Raw genomic sequence first — 16373 nt, 5'->3', positions numbered from 1 at the left:
TTTTAGCCTATAATTATCCAAACATCTTTATGGGTATAATTCATAAAATAGGGTTTTAGACAAAATGTTAAAATACTTATATTTGGTCTGATTATTGAATAAATCAATAAAAATTAAATGATGAAAAAGCTACTTTTCTTAGTGTTTTTAGTTGGCGCAGCAATTCAAAGTCAAACTTTTGTAAAAGGAACAATGAGTCCTGAAATTAGCGATTTAGAATATGTAATTTTGTATCAATTAAAAGGCGCAAAACAATTATATATTACAAATGTTGAAATAAATAATGGTGAATTTAAAGTAGATTTTCCCGAAAACTCTCCAAAAGGAATGTACCGTTTAGTCTATGATATGAACAATGGCGGTTTTGTAGATGTATTGTATTCAAACGAATCTATTGAGCTAAAATTCGACCCAATGTTTCCTTCAGGAACCATACAGTTTTTAAGTTCAGAAGAAAATAAATTATATGCTAATTATAAAATACAAACAGATAATTTAAAACACAAGTTAGATTCTCTTCAATTGTCTTTTTTTAGATTAAAAGAAGCTATTGCTCTTAAATTTACCAGTGAATATTATAAAAAAACACGTAAAGATTATTTAGAAACACAAACTAAATTTGAGAAGAATTCAAAAAATATGTTAGCAAATAATTTTGTTAAGGCAAGCAAAAAATATTATGCTCATGAAGTTTTTTTGTCTCCACAGTTGTACTTAAATAGTGAAAAATTACATTATTTTGACGCGATCGATTTTGAAAATACAGTATTGCAAAATTCCATTTTTTACACTGAAAAAATTGTGGATTATGTATTCTATTTAAACCAATCAGATGATATTGAGGTTCAAAATAAATTATATATAAACGCAATTAATGAAGTAATAGAAAAAATAGACGAAAACTTGACACTGAAAAGTGAAATTTTAACAACCTTAATGTACAATTTTTCTCAATTGGAGAATGCAACACTTATAGATTATATAATTGAAAATCATTATAATAAACTTCCGCAGGAATATCAAAATTCATCTGATATTGAACAAATTCAAAACTCAGTTAAATTTGCAATTGGAAAAATGGCGCCAGATTTTTCATGGACAAAAAATGGTAAAGAAAATAGTTTATATAAAATAGACAAAACAGCAGCTTATCTATTGGTTTTTTGGAGCACAACGTGTTCTCATTGTTTAGTTGAAATTCCTCAATTGTATGAATTTATTAAAGATAATGAAGAGGTTCATGTTATTGCAATTGCTCTAGAAAACGATGCATTAGGATTTAATCATCATACCGAAAAGTTTGAGAAATGGACCAATGTTTTAGGTTTAGAAAGGTGGCAAAATTCTATTGCACGTGCTTATGAAATTAATTCAACACCTACTTATTTTATTTTAGATGTCAATAAAAAAATAATTTCTAAACCATACGCTTTAGAAGATATTAAAAATTATTTTAGAAAGGATTAAAAGTAAATTATAAAGAGGTTGTTTAAAGTTAAACAAGTTAAAAATGCAGAAAAGCATCTTCAAGATGTTCAATTTTAAATGTGTATTGATTTTTTAGAATTGCTATAATATCAAACCGAACTTCAACATCTAAATCTTTTACGGTAACATATTGGTTAATAGCATCTACTAATAATTTAATTTTTTTCTGATTCACAAAATCTTGAGGATTCCCAAAATAATTGCTCGAACGTGTTTTAACTTCAATAACAGCTAAAACATCACCCTTTAAAGCAATTATGTCTACTTCTGCTTTTTTATAAAACCAATTTTTTTCAAGTATTATATATCCATCTTTTTCTAGATATTCAACGGCAAGTTCTTCGCCTTTTTTACCTAATTCGTTATGTATAGCCATTTTTTGAATTTTAATTTTTAGTATTTAGAATCAGAGTGAATTTTTAGAGTATTTCTAAACTTAAAGATACTATAATCTTTTTTAGACTTTTATATAGTGAGCTAAACGGAAAAAGACTGTATAAAATAATTTCATACAGCCTTTTTCTAATACAAATTGTTTTAATTATTACTCACCCATTTTAGCCCAACTATCGCGTAGTGGGACAGTTCTGTTAAAAACTAAATTAGTTTCAGTGGTATCTTTATCAACACAAAAATATCCTAGGCGTTGAAACTGAAATCTATCTAAAATTTTAGCATTTTTTAAGCTAGGTTCAACAAAAGCTTCAATAATATTTAAAGAATCTGGATTTATAAATTCTTTAAAATCTTTGTCTTTATGTCCGTCAGGCGCTTCATCTGTAAACAAACGGTCGTACACTCTCACTTCTGCTTTCTCTGCATGTTTAACAGAAACCCAATGCAAGGTGCCTTTAACTTTACGTTTGCTAGCTTCTGTACCACTTCCGCTTAAGGAATCCTCATCGTACGTACAATGTATTTCGGTTATTATACCATTTGCATCTTTTACACAGTTTTCGGCTTTAATAATATAGGCATTTTTTAAACGCACTTCTTTTCCTAATTTTAAACGGAAAAACTTTTTATTGGCTTCTTCTCTAAAATCTTCTTTTTCTATATATATTTCACGACTAAAAGGTACTGCTCTGCTACCAAAACCTTCTTCATAATCGTTATAATTGGCATCTAAAAACTCTTCTTTATCTTCTGGGTAATTGGTGATTATTACTTTAACAGGATCTAAAACCGCCATTACACGTGGTGCAGTTTTGTTTAAATCGTCTTTTATACAATGTTCTAATAGAGCTACATCCGTAACATTATCTCTTTTTGAAATTCCTGCAGTATCACTAAATTTTCGAATTGAATTTGGTGTATAACCTCGTCTTCTTAATCCAGATATTGTTGGCATACGTGGGTCATCCCAACCAGATACAATTTTTTCTTCAACCAATTGCAATAATTTACGTTTACTCATTACAGTATAACTTAAATTTCTACGTGCAAATTCTCGCTGTTTTGGTCTTAAAGGTAGTTTAGAAGCATTAAAAACTTGATCTACGTACCAATCGTATAAATCTCTATGAGATTTAAATTCTAAAGTACATATAGAATGAGAAATTTGCTCTAAATAATCTGATTCACCATGTGTCCAATCGTACATTGGGTAAATACACCAATCGTCACCAGTTCTATGGTGATGTTTTTTTAGAATACGATACATAATTGGGTCGCGCATATGCATATTGGTATGTTTCATATCAATTTTAGCACGTAACACATGAGAACCTTCTGCTAGTTCTCCATTTTTCATTTTAAAGAAAAGTTCTAAGTTTTCTTCAACCGATCTATTTCGATTTGGACTTTCGGTTCCAGGTTCTGTTGGCGTTCCTTTTTGAATTGCCATTTGTTCAGAAGATTGATTGTCTACATACGCTTTTCCTTCTTTAATAAGCGTAATTGTCCAATCAAATAATTGTTGAAAATAATCTGAAGAATACAATTCTTTGTCCCACTTAAAGCCAAGCCACTCAATATCTTGTTTTATTGCATCTACATATTCTTGCTCTTCTTTTGCAGGGTTTGTATCGTCAAAACGTAGATTTACAGGAGCGTTGTAACGCAATCCCAATCCAAAATTTAAACAAATAGAAGCCGCATGTCCAATATGTAAATAACCATTTGGTTCAGGCGGAAATCTAAATCGTAATTTATCTTTTGATAACCCGTTTGCTAAATCTTCTTCAATAATTTGTTCAATAAAATTCAGCGACTTTTTTTCTTCACTCATAATTGTAAAATAACTAAGTTGCAAAATTATCGATTTTTTTTGGCAATAGCTATAAATAATTACGAGTACAAGTGTTTGTTGGCCAAGAGGCTTGTAATAAAGTTGAAATTTTAAATTCTACTAGAATAAATTGGGAGTTCCTTTTCAGGTTGTGTTTTCACCACGAGCTTTTTATAGTTGCAAAAGACAACAATACAGTCAGTAAAATTGGTATTTAACCCTAAACCAGCTACAAGTTTCTTAGAAGCTGTAAATTTTTTATAAAAAGAGGTAATTCTAAAATCATAATTCTAAATTTGTAAATCATAATTCGAAATATAAAAAATGGGAGTTATTAAAGTAAAAAATATTCGTGTATATGCATATCACGGCTGTTTGGTTGAAGAGGGGAAAATAGGTTCAGATTATAGAGTAGATGTAACTGTAAAGGCAAATTTATCTAAATCGGCTATTTCAGATAATCTTGCAGATACTGTAGATTATGTGCATTTAAACAAAATTGTAAAAGAAGAAATGGCAATAAGATCTAAGCTTTTAGAGGAAGTTGCTAAACGTATTTTAGACCGTATTTTAAATGAAATTGTTATTGTAAAATTTGCAAAAGTTGAAGTTTCTAAACTAAATCCACCAATTGGAGGTAATGTTGCAATGGTTACTATAGAAATGAGTAAGACAAGAAAGAAGCTTAATAATTAATCAGGGATACAATAATTTCAAAAAAATGTTGCCAACTTATTAAAAATGGTTAAATTTGCAATCCAATTAAGGCGTCGTGGCCGAGTGGCTAGGCTGGGCTCTGCAAAAGCTCCTACAGCGGTTCGAATCCGCTCGACGCCTCTACAAAAACCTAAGCAATTGCTTAGGTTTTTTGATTTATTTAACATTTTGTTAAGCAGAAAATCACGTATCTTTGTGAAATTCATATAGTACAACTTAAAAGTTTACCTTACTAAGGATTAAGTTGTTATTATACAGTTGAAAATTTTATATAAGAATGACAATTTACCCTATTGAAACAGGAAACTTTAAGTTAGATGGTGGCGCTATGTTTGGAGTAGTTCCAAAAACACTTTGGCAACGCACAAACCCAGCAGATAGTAATAATTTAATAGATATGAGTATGCGAACCATGCTTATTCAAGACGGGGATCGGCTTATATTAATTGATACAGGTACAGGAAACAAACAATCCGATAAGTTTTTTGGCTATTATTACTTTTTTGGAGATTTCTCCTTAGACACTTCATTAGCAAAATACGGTTTTCACAGAGATGATATTACCGATGTATTTTTAACTCATCTTCATTTCGACCATTGTGGAGGTGCTATTCAATGGAACAAAGATAGAACGGGTTACGAACCAGCTTTTAAAAATGCTAAATTTTGGTCGAACAAAAATCATTGGCAATGGGCAGTTGAGCCAAATGTTAGAGAAAAAGCTTCATTTTTAAAAGAAAATATAAATCCAATTGAAGCTAGTGGTCAACTAAATTTTGTGAATTTACCTTCAGGTGATTTTGCAACAAATACCGCACTTGGTTTCGATATTTTATTTGCAGATGGACATACCGAAAAGCAAATGATTCCACACATTCAATATAAAGGAAAAACACTTGTTTTTATGGCAGATTTATTACCAACAGTTGGTCATATTCCTTTGCCTTATGTAATGGGTTACGACACACGTCCGTTATTAACAATGGATGAAAAAGCCAAATTTTTAAACCAAGCTGCAGATAATAATTACTTTTTGTTTTTAGAGCACGACGCAACAAACGAATTATGTACTCTTAAACATACCGAAAAAGGAGTGCGATTAAACCAAACATATAAATTTAACCAAGTATTTAATTAAATAGTAAATAGAAATGAGAATAGTAAAATCAATGTACGTAGTGGCAATTGCGGTTGCTACATTAACTAGTTGTAGTTCTGTAAAAAATATGGCAGTACCAACTATGGATACAGCTGTTTCAATGGCTGCAAAGCAAGGAACTGTAAGTGATGAACAATTTAAACATTGGGCACATGCTGATTTGGTAACAGACACAATTCCAGGCATGAGTTTAGATAAAGCATACCAATTTTTAGAAGGAAAAACAGGAGAAACGGTAATTGTTGCTGTTATAGATTCAGGAATTGACATTGAACACGAAGACTTAAAAGATGAACTTTGGACAAATCCAAAGGAAATTGCAGGTAACAATATAGATGATGATAAAAACGGATATGTAGATGACGTTTACGGATGGAACTTTTTAGGCGGTAATGGTGTAGCTGCACCGGAACAATTAGAGATTACACGTATTGTAGCTAAATTAAACAGTCGTTTTGAAGGAAAAACTGCTGAAAATATTTCTGAAGAGGAAAAAGCAGATTTTGAAAAATACCAAGAGTATTTAGAAGCTTATAAAGCTGCTTCAAAAAATCATTTCAATACCATGGAACGTCTAGCTCAAATAGAAGGAGTTATGAATTCTGTAAAAGAATTTATTGGAAAAGAAACCCTTACCATAGAAGATCTTAAAGCTATTAAAACAGATGATGTAGCTATTCAAGGACAAGCAAATGGCTTAATTGGGATGTTTAGTAATGGTTTTGATGAAAAAGCTTTTAACGATTATTATGAGAATCAAAAAGAAAATAAAAATTACGATTTAAATTTTGATGGTAGAGCAATTGTAGGAGACAATCCAGAAGATATTACAGATGTTAACTATGGTAACGGATTTGTAATCGGTTCAAAAGATGTTGAATCTCACGGAACTCATGTTGCTGGTATTATTTTAGCTTCTCGCAAAAATGGTCTTGGTATGCGTGGAGTTGCACACAATGCAAAATTAATGTCGGTAAGAGCTGTACCAGATGGAGATGAACGTGATAAGGATGTTGCTTTAGCAATTAGATATGCAGTAGATAATGGTGCAAAAGTAGTAAATATGAGTTTTGGGAAAAGTTATTCTCCACACCGTCATTGGGTTGTTGATGCTATTAAGTATGCAGAAAAACACGATGTTTTATTAGTTCACGCTGCTGGTAACTCTAGTGAAGATATTGATGTAAGTGATAACTGGCCAAATGATTCTTTTGATAAAATAAATGAAGTTGCTGATAATGTATTAACTATTGGAGCAATGAGTGTAAATTATAATGAAAAATTACCAGCTTCATTTACAAATTACGGTCAAAAGAATGTAGATGTATTTGCTCCTGGAGTTCAAATTTATTCTACGGTTCCTAAAAACGAATATGCAAAATTTAGTGGAACATCAATGGCGTCTCCAGAGGTTGCAGGTATTGCAACATTGGTAAGATCTTATTATCCACAATTATCTGCAAGTCAGGTAAAACATATTATTATGAATTCTGGAACTAAATTAGATCTAGAAGTATTAGTTCCTGGAAAAAAAGACGAAAAAGTTAATTTCTCTACATTATCTATTTCGGGTAAAGTAGCGAACGCATACAATGCTTTAGTTTTAGCCGATAAAATGGTAAACGGAAAGTAGTAAAATTATAATATTCTGTTAAAAAGCACATTCAATTAGAATGTGCTTTTTTGTTTTATAGACTTATGTTTATATTGCCATTTTAACTATTAAAACTAATTAATGAAAAGATTTTTACAACTAATTATGTTGGTTTCGGCAGTTTCAATTACAGCTCAAAACAATACAGCTTACTGGCAACAACATGTGAATTATACAATGGATGTGGATGTAGATGTTGCTAATTATAAATATAATGGAACTCAAAACCTAGTTTATACAAATAATTCACCAGATGTATTAGAAAAAGTATTTTACCATTTATATTTTAATGCTTTTCAACCTGGAAGTGAAATGGATGCTCGTGTAGGGTCCATAATAGATCCAGATAAAAGAATGGTTGTTAATAAAGGAACTAAAGAGAATCCTTTTTATGAAAGCAGAATAGCCAAACTAAAACCCGACCAAGTAGGTTATTTAAATGTGATGACCCTTCAACAAAATGGAATCGATGTAAATTATAAAGCCGAGGGAACTGTTTTGATAGTTGCACTGAACAATCCAATTCAACCTGGAGAAACAGTTACTTTTGATATGACTTTTGAAGGACAAATACCTGAAATGATTAGAAGAGCAGGGAGAAATAGTGAAGATGGCGTTGCTTTATCAATGGCGCAATGGTATCCTAAAATGGCTGAATACGATTTTGAAGGTTGGCACGCCGATGCTTATATTGCTCGTGAATTTCATGGAGTTTGGGGAAATTTTGATGTAACACTTCATTTAGATAAAAAATATACTGTTGGTGGAACAGGGTATCTTCAAAATCCACAAGAAATTGGGCATGGTTATGAAGACAAAACAAAACCGTTAACTATTAAGAAAGGTAAAAAACATTCTTGGCATTTTGTAGCCCCAAATGTGCACGATTTTACTTGGGCTGCAGATCCTGATTTTAAGCACGATATTTTAAAAACAAAAAGTGGTACACAGCTTCATTTTTTGTACAAAAACAATAAAAAATACGCAAATGCTTGGAAAGAAATACAGCCACTTACTGAAAAAGCGCTCGATTATTTTAATGAAACTATAGGTCCATATCCTTGGAAACAATACTCAGTTATACAAGGTGGTGATGGAGGTATGGAATATGCTATGTGTACCTTAATTTCTGGAGGCGAAACTTTAGGAAGCATTATTGGAACTGTTTTTCACGAATTGGCCCATGCATGGTTTCAACAATTATTGGCAACCAACGAGAGTAAGCACTCATGGATGGATGAAGGGTGTACAACTTACATTGCAACATTAGCATCCAATAAAATTTTAAAAAACAAAGGAGATAAGCCAAAGTCAGATAATTATAGTAGATATTTTTATTTGGTAAATGCTGAAATAGAAGAGCCGCTTACTACTCATGCAGATAGATTTAATACCAATACGGCATTTAGTACAGCAAGTTATACAAAAGGAAGTATGTTTCTAACACAATTAAATTATATTATTGGTGAGGATAATGTAAAAAAGTCACTTAAAAAATATTATGATGATTTTAAGTTTAAGCATCCAACACCAAACGATTTTCAGCGTGTGGCAGAAAAAGTTTCAGGAATTCAATTAGATTGGTATCTAAATGAATGGATTGAAACAATACATACTATTGATTACGCTATTGCTAAAGTTGAAGAAAATAACATAACACTTGCAAGAGTCGGTCAAATGCCTATGCCTATTGATGTTAGAGTAACCTATTCAGATGGAAGTTTTCAAGATTTTTACATTCCTTTAAAAATGATGAAAGGAGAAAAACCTTCTACGGCAACCTTAAAAAGAGATTGGGCGTGGTCCAATCGGTTTTATTCTTTTTCAACTCCAAAAGAAATTAAAAAAGTTGAAATTGACATTTCTAGTTTAATGGCAGATATTAATAGAGGAAATAATGTATTTTTTAATTATTAACTCATTATGTAGTTTAGTCGTAAATTTAATTAAGCGTCTTTTATGAGTTAATTTTAGTAGAATTTCAATTTGCTATTGTTCTTTTGAACGTTTAAGCTGTTATTTTTAAGTACTTAAAGACTAAATATAACTCAAACGGTATTGATTTGTTAAAAAAAACAATCAAATTCGTATTTTAATTGTTAATGTTAAAAAGCTCTTTTAAGCAATAGTTTAAAGGGTTTTTTCGATTTTAAAGCATAAGTGATTTCAAAAATTTAACACTTTGTTTAATAAAAATATCAAAAAAGTAAACAAATATCAAAATGTTTAACTATATTTGTAAAACATTAAACAATAAAAAACACATATTATGAAAACTAAAAAAATTTTTTCCGCGTTGTTAATCTTTGGATTTATGATTACTTCTGTATCAGCAATTCATATAAATGAAATAGAAAGATTACCATATTTTGAAACAGAAGAAGCGACACCTACCATTGTAGGAGTAGCTGCAAGTAATGATAATTTTACAACATTAGTAGCGGCTGTAAAAGCAGCAAATTTGGTTGAAACTTTAAACAGTGCAGGACCTTTTACGGTGTTTGCTCCAATTAATGAAGCATTTGAAAAGTTACCAGCAGGAACTGTAGAAAGTTTATTAAAGCCAGAAAATATTAAGACTCTATCCGCTATTTTAACGTATCACGTGGTGGCAGGAGAATTTAAAGCAGCAGCAGTAGTTGCAGCGATAAAAGAAAATAATGGAAGTTTTGTAATTACTACTGTTCAAGGAGGGAAACTTACAGCTTCAATTAAAGATGGAAATGTTATGTTAACTGATGAAAAAGGAAATTCTTCAAAAATAATTTTGACAGATGTTGAGGCATCTAACGGAGTAATTCACGCAATTGACTCCGTGGTTATGCCATAATTTTTAATTAATTACTTTAAAAACTCGTTACACGTTAAGTAACGAGTTTTTTATGTTCATAATTTTTAATCAACAATAAATCTTGGTAAATTTTGAGGTAACCTTGTTAATAATTCATAATTTACTTGATCGCTAAATTCACTAAAAGAAGAAACGCTAATTTCTAAATCCCCTTGTTTTCCAATTAATACAACTTCATCTCCTTTTTGAACATGTTCAATTTCTGTAACATCAACAGTAATCATATTCATATTTACTATTCCTATAACATTTATTCTATGCCCATGAATTAAAACACGTCCTTGGTTACTTAAGCTTCTGCTAAACCCGTGACTATAACCAACAGGAATTGTAGCAATTTTTAAATTAGAATTTGCTAAATATGAGGTTCCATAACCTACAAACTCACCAGCTTTCACCGTCTTAACATCCATAACTTTACTTTTCCAAGAAATTATTCTTCTTAAAGGGTCTTCGGTTATTTTCTTTTTTGTTAGATATTCTATATATATTTCTTTATTTGGAAAAAATCCATATTGAACAATTCCTAACCTTACCATATCCATTTGACTTTTAGGATAGCGCAGTGCAGCTGCAGAACAAGCACTATGTATTTGCTCTGGAATTACATTTTTATCTTTAAATTTCTGTATTGATTTTTGGAAACTTTTTTGTTGTTTTTTTATTCTGTAATAATTTGTAATACTTTCAGCACCTGCATAATGAGTGCATAATCCTTTAAAATTTATAAAAGCGCTGTTTTTAGTAATAAATTTGGTTATTTTACCAATATCCTTTTGGATAAAACCAGTTCTATTCATACCTGTTTCTAGTTCGATATGAATGGTTGCCTTTTTTTTTATTTTTTTTGCTAACTCAGTAGCTTTTTCTAATCTATCAAATTCAAAAACATAAAATTCAATTTCATTTTCAATAGCCCATGCCAATTGTTCATCTTCAACCAACCCCATAATCATAATAGTATTTTTATTAATTGAAGCTTTTTGAACTCTATAAGCCTCGTCTGCACTAAAAACCGAGAAATGATTTATACCGCATGATTCTGCAAGCGGTATGTAAAATTCAATTCCATGTCCGTAAGCATTCCCTTTTACTACAGAAGATACTTTAACATTTTTAAGAATATGATTATTTAAAAAATTTAAATTATGGTGTAATGCTGATTTACTAATTTCTATGTATGATGTGTAAAACATATGTTAATTTAATAGTTGTAAACTTATTTGATGAAATAATTTAATAGCTGTAGGTAAAATTTTGTCAGGAAAATCGTATTCAGGATTATGTAAAGGTTTGCATTTAGTTCCAGCTCCTATTCCAAACATAGCTCCTTTAAATTTTTGCGTAAACAATCCAAAATCTTCGCCAAATTTAAAAGGCTCTTTTTTAAATATTATTTCTAAATTTTTATTTTTTGCTGCTAATATTATTGTGTTAATAGCTTCGTTATTGTTTTTAGTTGCACTAAATTCTTCGGTCCATTCATTTTCAATTTTTACGTTGTATTTGGTTGATATTTCTTTTAATGTGTTTAAAATAGTTAAAGTTAATGCTTCAATTTTTTCTTGTGTCCAAGTTCTTAAAGTAAATCGAAGCTCTCCATATCCTGCCGAGGTACCGTAAGCAATTGCTCCCATGTTTATATGAATAGGGGTTATTAATGAAAAATCTTCAAGTTGGGGTTTGTTATTAGAAAACGTTTCAAATTTTTGAATAATTTCAGCAATTGCCAACGCAGGATTAGTTCCTTTTTCGGGTTCTGCTGCATGTGCATTTTTACCATGAATTTTAATAATAATACTTTTTACAGCAGCAGTAAATGAGTTTTTCTTTAGAATTATTTGGTGCAAAGGAATTTCGGGAATATTGTGAAAAGCAAAAACAAAGTTGGGTTTTATATGTTCAAATTTAGGATCGTTTATAACTTTCTGTGCGCCCTCTCCAGTTTCTTCGGCAGGTTGAAATAATAAGATTATTTTTCCTTTTCTTGGTGGATTTTTAGAAAGTAATTTTGCAAAACCTAATAAGACGCAAGTATGTCCGTCGTGACCACATTTGTGTGAGATTCCTGAATTTAGGGAGGCGTGTTTAAAGTTATTAATCTCTGATATTGGTAATGCATCAATATCTGACCTAAAAAGAATAGTATCACCAGATTTTTTGCTGTCGAAAATTGCCAAAACTCCGTAACCGCCAACCTTTGTTATTATTTGTGTTGGATTACATGTTTTTAAAAATGTATAAATAACTTTTGAAGTATTTGTTTCTTTTCCTGATAATTCAGGATTGGCATGAAGTTTTTTTCTTAGTAAAATTAGTTCTTGAATTAGTGCGTCATCCATTATTATTTAATGCATTTTTTTTAGAAGTTTAAAATAAAAAAATACTGAGAGACTTCCTAATAAAACCAATTTAAGTTAGGCTAAAACCCATTTAACTCTACCAACTTCACCTTTTACAAGCATAACTTTTATTCCGTGAGGATGATTTTGAGAATTAGTCAATATTCTTTTTACAATTCCTGTTGTTAATTCTCCACTACGTTGGTGGTTTTTTTGTACAATTTCGACTTCGCTTCCTATTTTTATATTATTTCTAATACTACCACTAATTTTTTCTTGTTTCATTTTTATTTTATTAAAAAAACTGAATAATTATACATTGGTATTTAATTTCTTGTTTCTATGCTTTTTCAGCCTTTTTGGCCCATACCACAACCAAAATCCTGTTATTGTAAATAGTAACAAAGCCAACCCCATTATTGAGGTATAAATTACTCGAAATGGTTTTGCGGAGGTGTTAAACCACGTGTCTAAAATGGTGCCATCATGCAGATCTTCAATAAAATCGGAATGTCTTTTACCAATATTTAGAACGTTTCCTGTAGCACCATCTAATTGAATTTCCCAAGTATGATTTTCGAAAATAAATTTTACCATTCCTTTATTTTTACGAATGTCAATTCTGTCAAGTTCCGTAGATAAATCTGCTGAAATACTATCTTTTAATACAAATAATGCTTTTTTATGCAAACTATCTACAGGTAACCAATTTTGTAAATTACTTGCAGTGCCCTTGTAAGATTGTGGTATTATTAGGTTTTTACTATTACTTTTCCAACCTAACAAAATTCCTGTTATGGCTAGTATAAAAAAGAATAAAAAAAGCGCAGCACCAGTAGCTCGGTGTACCTTTCTAAAGATTCTTAAAATTTTTGCTTGTGTTTGTCTGGGGTTCAATTTTTTCAAAAAATAATTTGTTTTTTTAATTTGTTTTTTCAACTTTATCAATCACCTTTTTTAGGCTTAATTTTTCTTTAGGGATAATTCCTTTTATTATTAGAGCTACTCCAAAAACAATTAACAAAATGCCCATGGTGCGTTTTATTTTATAAATAACTTTCGGGGTTAATTTTCTTTTAAGTTGCTTTGCGAGTAGTATTTTCCCAATATCGGTTATTAAGTAACTGACTAAGATTACAGCAAAATAGTTAAATATTTTTCTTGGATCCATTTCTAAATTTGGACCAACAACTACAATCATTCCCAACCAAAAAGCCAATACACCAACATTTATAAAATTTAATAAAAACCCTTTTATAAATAATTTTGTGTAATTAGATTTTTCTGTTAAAACTAGGTTTTCATCTTGTATAGCCCTTTTTTGACTTTTATCTAAATAAGTAATTAAACCATATATCAATAAAATAAGCCCACCAATTAAAAACATTTTTGGGTCGTCTTTTATTTTTTCTAGTAAAGTTTTACTACCGTAATATGCCATTAAAATAAAAACAACATCACCTAACATAACGCCTAAGTCAAAAACTATGGCAGCTCTGGCACCTTTAATAATACTTGTTTGAATTAGCATGAAAAAGACAGGGCCTATCATAAATGCTAGGAAAAATCCAATTAATACTGCTTCTTTAAGTTCGTCAAATGCCATAACTTGTTTACTAATTTGTGAAAATACTATATTTATTAAACATCATCATAATCAACAGTAATTTTTTGTGAAGTTGGATGCGCCTGACAGGTTAAAATTAAACCTTCTGCAATTTCACTATCCGATAAAATAGCATTTTTCTCCATTTTTGCCGTTCCTTCTGTTACTTTTGCCAAACAACTGCTGCAAATACCGCCTTGGCATGAGTATGGAGCGTCTAAACCTTCTTTTAAAGCAGCGCTTAATATTGAAGTTTTAGCATCCATATTAAATGTTGTTTCTTCATCATCAACAACAACAGTAATTTCAGAAGTACCTTCAAAATTTTGGGTTGCTTTTTCTTCGGAAGTTATAGGTGTTGAAAATAATTCGAAATAGATATTATTTTTTTCAATATTATTTTCAATCAACACATCAATGGCTAATTGAATCATAGCTTCTGGCCCACATAAAAAGGCATCATCAAAAGTTATGTTTTTTAATTTATTTTTAACAACATAGTTAATGTTTCCTTTATCAATTCTGCCAAACAAAGCATTTTCTTGTTTTTCTTGACTGTAAACATATTGTACAATTAAGTTAGTTGGAAAGCTTTTTTGCAGTGCATTTATTTCATCTTTAAAAATAGTGTCAGCAACTGTTTTATTTCCGTAAATAAGTGTAAAAGTACTGTTTGGCTCTTCGTTTAAAGTTGCTTTTAGCATTGCCATGATTGGCGTAATTCCACTTCCAGCAGCAATTGCTAAATAGTTTTTAGTATTATTTCCGGCTGTTTCTAATACAAATTTTCCTTCGGGTTTTTGAACTTCCAAAGTATCGCCAACTTTTAAAATAGTGTTTGCAAAAACTGAAAATGTACCGTTGTCAACTGCTTTTACAGCAACTCTTAATTGGTTACTATTTGGTGCAGAACAAATGGAATATGCTCTTCTTAATTCTTTTCCTGCTATAGTTTTTTTAATATTTATATATTGTCCGGCTTTAAATTGAAATTCGTTTTGTAATCCTGTAGGAATATCAAATAAAATTGAAACTGCATTTTGTGTTTCTCTTTTGATTTCTTTTATAGTGAGTATGTGAAATTTTGACATAGTTAAGTTTTTTTAAGAATACAAAAGTAGGTAAACTAAATATAAACGTTTTGTTAAAAAACATACCTAAGAAAGTTATACATAAGAAAATTATGTATATATTTGAATAGTTATTTATAAAATTATGGGAAATCAAAAATTATATAAAGGTTCTTTACAAACTATTATTTTGAAGTTGTTGGCAGCAACAGATAAAATGTACGGTTACGAAATTACACAGAAAGTAAAGGAATTAACCAAAGGAGAATTAACAATTACCGAAGGTGCTTTGTACCCAGCGTTGCATAAATTAGAAGCTGAAGGTTTGTTAGATGTTGAGGTAGCCAAAGTAGACAATCGTTTGCGAAAATATTATAAGTTAACAGAAAATGGCACTAAAGAAACCGTAAGTAGGTTAGCTGAAATGGAAGATTTTTTAAGGACTATGCAAACTATTGTGAATCCTAATTTTAGTTTAGAATAAGATTGTATTTTATGAAAAAAGATATAAAACTAACTCCAGAACAAATACAAGAACTTTACAAATTTACACGCCAACATTTCGTAGAGCATTATGATATGCAAACCGAGTTGGTAGATCATTTAGCCAACGACATTGAGCAAATTTGGCAAGAAAAACCAACCCTTTCTTTTGAAGATGCCAAAAAGATAAGTTTTAAAAAATTTGGAGTTTTTGGTTTTATGGATGTTTATGGAGCGAGACAAGGTGCATTGCAAAAAAAATATATGAAAATATTATGGCAACACGCAAAAGCTTGGTTTAGATTACCAAAAATTATAGCAACTTTTGCATTTTATTATTTTTTCTTCAGGGGTTTGATTGAATATGGAGATACGTTTGCGCTATCAATTATTGGAGTTGTAGTTGTATTTGGTTTGGTAAAACATATTCTATTGCTTAGAAAAGTTAAAAAGAGACAAAAATTAAGTGGTAAAAAATGGTTATTAGAAGATATTATTTTTAAGGGCTTATTTTTAGGAGGAGGAATGATAGGAATAAACCTGTTTAATATTATAAACATATCAAGTCCTGATGTCTATAATATATTTTGGGCAGTTTTTTATGCTGCTATTTTTACAATAATGGTTGTTTATGTTTATATAAGTGTTGAAGTTTTACCCAAAAAAGCCGAAGAATTATTAATAGAATACTACCCAGAATACAGTTTAATAAGCACTTAATCTCAGAGCTTTTTTACATAAGAAATAGTTACAATTTTGTAACATTTCAACTT

At 30.2% G+C, this 16373-nt stretch carries 16 protein-coding genes and 1 tRNA gene; 9 read left to right on the top strand and 8 right to left on the bottom strand.

Going from position 1 to position 16373, the window contains the following annotated elements:
• Positions 1-120 precede the first annotated feature (120 nt).
• Positions 121-1467, top strand: coding sequence for a TlpA family protein disulfide reductase (locus tag IEW75_RS00730; protein WP_158283786.1), 1347 nt, complete (start codon positions 121-123; stop codon positions 1465-1467).
• A 37-nt stretch (positions 1468-1504) separates the two neighbouring features.
• Here the strand turns inward: IEW75_RS00730 and IEW75_RS00725 are convergent, their stop codons facing one another.
• Both IEW75_RS00725 and IEW75_RS00720 read right to left on the bottom strand, forming a co-directional pair.
• Positions 1505-1864 carry a YraN family protein gene (locus tag IEW75_RS00725; protein WP_134248126.1) on the bottom strand — a complete coding sequence of 120 codons (360 nt, stop codon included), beginning with the start codon at positions 1862-1864 and terminating at the stop codon, positions 1505-1507.
• Between the two features lie 168 nt (positions 1865-2032).
• Positions 2033-3718 carry a glutamine--tRNA ligase/YqeY domain fusion protein gene (locus IEW75_RS00720; protein ID WP_134248125.1) on the bottom strand — a complete coding sequence of 562 codons (1686 nt, stop codon included), beginning with the start codon at positions 3716-3718 and terminating at the stop codon, positions 2033-2035.
• A 324-nt stretch (positions 3719-4042) separates the two neighbouring features.
• Here IEW75_RS00720 and folB point away from each other — a divergent pair, with 324 nt between their 5' ends.
• The 6 genes from folB to IEW75_RS00690 all read left to right on the top strand — a co-directional run bounded on the left by folB (position 4043) and on the right by IEW75_RS00690 (position 10078).
• Entirely contained in the window at positions 4043-4414 is a 372-nt protein-coding gene (gene folB, locus IEW75_RS00715; protein ID WP_134248124.1) for a dihydroneopterin aldolase, read from the top strand.
• Between the two features lie 70 nt (positions 4415-4484).
• Positions 4485-4555, top strand: a tRNA-Cys gene (locus IEW75_RS00710).
• Positions 4556-4712: 157 nt separating this feature from the next.
• Positions 4713-5573 (top strand): MBL fold metallo-hydrolase, encoded by an 861-nt coding sequence (locus tag IEW75_RS00705; protein ID WP_134248123.1) that lies wholly within the window; start codon positions 4713-4715, stop codon positions 5571-5573.
• A 13-nt stretch (positions 5574-5586) separates the two neighbouring features.
• The gene (locus IEW75_RS00700) at positions 5587-7227 is read left to right on the top strand and encodes a S8 family peptidase (RefSeq protein ID WP_134248122.1); all 1641 of its coding nucleotides are present in this window, start codon (positions 5587-5589) and stop codon (positions 7225-7227) included.
• A 102-nt stretch (positions 7228-7329) separates the two neighbouring features.
• The gene (locus tag IEW75_RS00695; RefSeq protein WP_134248121.1) at positions 7330-9165 is read left to right on the top strand and encodes a M1 family metallopeptidase; all 1836 of its coding nucleotides are present in this window, start codon (positions 7330-7332) and stop codon (positions 9163-9165) included.
• A gap of 352 nt (positions 9166-9517) precedes the next feature.
• Positions 9518-10078, top strand: coding sequence for a fasciclin domain-containing protein (locus IEW75_RS00690; RefSeq protein ID WP_134248120.1), 561 nt, complete (start codon positions 9518-9520; stop codon positions 10076-10078).
• 65 nt (positions 10079-10143) lie between these two features.
• Here the strand turns inward: IEW75_RS00690 and alr are convergent, their stop codons facing one another.
• The 6 genes from alr to IEW75_RS00660 all read right to left on the bottom strand — a co-directional run bounded on the left by alr (position 10144) and on the right by IEW75_RS00660 (position 15138).
• Positions 10144-11295 (bottom strand): alanine racemase, encoded by a 1152-nt coding sequence (alr, locus tag IEW75_RS00685; RefSeq protein ID WP_134248119.1) that lies wholly within the window; start codon positions 11293-11295, stop codon positions 10144-10146.
• A 3-nt stretch (positions 11296-11298) separates the two neighbouring features.
• The gene (locus IEW75_RS00680) at positions 11299-12441 is read right to left on the bottom strand and encodes an amidohydrolase (protein ID WP_134248118.1); all 1143 of its coding nucleotides are present in this window, start codon (positions 12439-12441) and stop codon (positions 11299-11301) included.
• A 75-nt stretch (positions 12442-12516) separates the two neighbouring features.
• A complete protein-coding gene (locus IEW75_RS00675) occupies positions 12517-12726 on the bottom strand; it encodes a YwbE family protein (RefSeq protein ID WP_188703935.1) in 210 nt (69 codons plus the stop codon).
• Positions 12727-12753: 27 nt separating this feature from the next.
• The gene (locus IEW75_RS00670; RefSeq protein ID WP_134248117.1) at positions 12754-13347 is read right to left on the bottom strand and encodes a PepSY domain-containing protein; all 594 of its coding nucleotides are present in this window, start codon (positions 13345-13347) and stop codon (positions 12754-12756) included.
• A 16-nt stretch (positions 13348-13363) separates the two neighbouring features.
• A complete protein-coding gene (locus IEW75_RS00665; RefSeq protein WP_134248116.1) occupies positions 13364-14047 on the bottom strand; it encodes a LysE family translocator in 684 nt (227 codons plus the stop codon).
• 35 nt (positions 14048-14082) lie between these two features.
• On the bottom strand, positions 14083-15138 hold the full coding sequence (locus IEW75_RS00660) for a 2Fe-2S iron-sulfur cluster-binding protein (protein ID WP_134248115.1): 1056 nt from the start codon (positions 15136-15138) through the stop codon (positions 14083-14085).
• Positions 15139-15262: 124 nt separating this feature from the next.
• On the opposite strand from IEW75_RS00660, the gene IEW75_RS00655 reads away from it, so the two are divergent.
• A complete protein-coding gene (locus IEW75_RS00655) occupies positions 15263-15601 on the top strand; it encodes a PadR family transcriptional regulator (RefSeq protein WP_134248114.1) in 339 nt (112 codons plus the stop codon).
• A gap of 11 nt (positions 15602-15612) precedes the next feature.
• Positions 15613-16320, top strand: a complete 708-nt coding sequence (locus IEW75_RS00650) for a hypothetical protein (protein WP_134248113.1) — start codon at positions 15613-15615, stop codon at positions 16318-16320.
• Positions 16321-16373: the final 53 nt, after the last annotated feature.

It is taken from the genome of Lutibacter litoralis, assembly GCF_014646675.1.
GTDB classification, from domain to species: domain Bacteria; phylum Bacteroidota; class Bacteroidia; order Flavobacteriales; family Flavobacteriaceae; genus Lutibacter; species Lutibacter litoralis.
Note: the sequence above shows the minus strand (reverse complement) of the source record. Positions and strands in the feature narration are given on the sequence as shown.